This is a genomic window from Psychrosphaera sp. (assembly GCF_982872775.1).
Genome location: NZ_CEYNSH010000028.1, coordinates 41,234 through 43,565, shown reverse-complemented (window position 1 = coordinate 43,565; position 2,332 = coordinate 41,234). Strand labels below are relative to the sequence as shown.

At 43.7% G+C, this 2,332-nt stretch carries 2 protein-coding genes; both read right to left on the bottom strand.

The genetic code is table 11. The features are described 5' to 3' along the window. Positions 1 to 99: 99 nt before the first annotated feature. Positions 100 to 1,113, bottom strand: a complete 1,014-nt coding sequence (ansA, locus tag AC4E96_RS09660) for an asparaginase (RefSeq protein ID WP_490255666.1) — start codon at positions 1,111 to 1,113, stop codon at positions 100 to 102. Positions 1,114 to 1,117: 4 nt separating this feature from the next. After that, a partial coding sequence (gene sppA / locus AC4E96_RS09655; RefSeq protein ID WP_490255665.1) for a signal peptide peptidase SppA occupies positions 1,118 to 2,332 on the bottom strand: 1,215 nt, incomplete at its 5' end.

Below are 2,332 nucleotides of genomic sequence, written 5' to 3'. Positions count from 1 at the left end.
TTGGCACATAGCGGCAGTTGGCCGAACGAAGCCTGAAGGACCGTTCCTTGTCTGAAGCAGACCGCGAGTTACAAACCTTTTTTAATTTTTTTAATCCATTTATTCACTTCTTTCACCCTTCAAATTAGTCACAAACAAGTCACGTCGTTCTTGATAACTCAAGTCTTGGCTAAGTACATAGTGTAACTTAGTCAGGCAGGCTTCTAGTGTCATGTCGGAGGCGGATAGGGCGCCTGCGTCCTTGAGCACATGGCCAGTGGCGTAGCCGTCCATATTGACTTGGCCTCTGAAGCATTGGGTGCGGTTGATGACTAAGATTTCTCGTTGGTGTGCAGAGCAGATTTCACCAATGAGTAAAGGATCTTGTGGCGCGTTGCCAACACCATAACTTTGAATGATAAGGGCGTTGACGGGCTGTGATAGAATATTGGCGATAACTTGGTGGCTAATACCTGGATACAGCGTGATGACACCAACTGGCTGTTCTTTAATACGGTTGATGCTTAATGGCCGGGCTTGTTGACCAGGCTTAACGACTTCGCCTTGTTCGACTTTGATTTGGATCCCAGCGGTAGCTAATGGCTCAAAATTAGGGCTTTCAAACGCGTTAAAACCTGTTGAGTCAGCTTTGGTTGAGCGATTGCCTCGATACAGTTTGTTATTAAAGAACAAGCTGACTTCTGCAATTGGGTAATGTGCTGCCAAATAAAGCGAATTAAGTAAGTTGGCTTGGCCATCAGAGCGTATTTCAGATAAAGGGATTTGACTGCCTGTAACAATGACAGGCTTGTCTAAATTGTCTAACATAAATGATAACGCTGAGGCAGTATACGCCATGGTGTCGGTGCCATGAAGGACAACAAAGCCATCAAAATCGTCGTAAACAGACGCGATATCATCGGCGATGGTTTGCCAGTCACTTGGTTTCATATTGCTGGAGTCTATGACCGGGCAATACTCATTGATGACAAACTCTGGCATTTCAGCGCGGAACAATTCTGGTAGGGTATTTACTACATCTGTGATGTAACCCTCAACAGGGATGTAACCCTGTTGAGATTTCTTCATACCAATCGTACCGCCGGTATAAGCTATGTATATTCTTTTTTTCATCGTGTTATTTTACTGCAGTACATTCGATACAGTAAATATAAGCATGGTTCGGATCGTTGAACTCCAACCACTCAGACGTTTGATTAAACACACGTGAAATAACAGATTTTAGCTGTGAAGGTTGAGCGACTTCAGGTTCATAACCAAAGGTTACTTTGGCGACGCCCAATAACTCTTGAATCACTTTATCAAAACCTTTCACTGGTTTTTTGATCGTCTCTACAGAGTAGTCTTCAATTTCAGCAAGACGCGCAGCAGCAGCAATCGCATCTTCTAAATAACCTAAGTTATCAATTAGTCCATGTTCTTTTGCCGTTTCACCAGACCAAACACGACCTTGCGCAATGCGATCGACTTCTTCAACCGTCATGTTGCGTTCGGTCGCAACAAGCGTTAAGAACTCGTTATAACCTTGTTCAATTGATAACTGAATGATTTGGCCTAGTTTTTCAGGAAGGGCACGAGTCATGGTGAACCCAGCGTATTCAGTGGTACCAACGCCATCAGTATTGATACCAATGTGGCCAAGCGCATTTTCATAGGTCATGAACATACCGAAAATACCAATAGAGCCAGTAATTGTTGTTGGAGAAGCCCAAATCTCGTCAGCAGAAGCTGAAATCCAGTAGCCACCTGAAGCCGCCATACTACTCATTGATGCAACAACAGGCTTACCAGCCGCTTTTAGTGCTTCGACTTCATTGCGAATTACTTCCGACGCAAAAACACTTCCGCCTGGGCTGTTTACACGTAAAACAACCGACTTAACAGACTTGTCTTCACGAGCCATTTTCAATAGCTCAGCGGTTGAATGACCGCCAACGGAGCCTGGCTTTTTAATACCATCATAAATAGTACCGTTGGCTACAACGATTGCTACTTTGTCTTGAGCAGGGATAACTAATTGTTGGCCAACAAAGTTAAGGTAGTCGTTAAAGGCAATAACGTTTGGTTCTGATGTTTCTAATTTGGCTTTTAAATGTGCTTCGAACTCTTGGTGGGTCATCACCGAGTCAATTAGCTTGTTGCTTAACGCGTATTGCGCAAAATCGCCGCCAGCATCTTTAAACTTAGTCAAAAATGCTTCTAATGTTTCATCAAAGTTTTCGTCGGTTAACTGACGTAATTCTGCAACGTCGCGTTTGTAATGATCCCATAATACTGACAACCATTGACGGTTTGCTGCTTTGGCTTCTTCTGACATGTCGTTGCGGATATA

Bases quoted from the DNA above. Each gene is read 5' to 3' on its own strand.
- ansA (WP_490255666.1), bottom strand. From the start codon at position 1,113: ATGAAAAAAAGAATATACATAGCTTATACCGGCGGTACGATTGGTATG.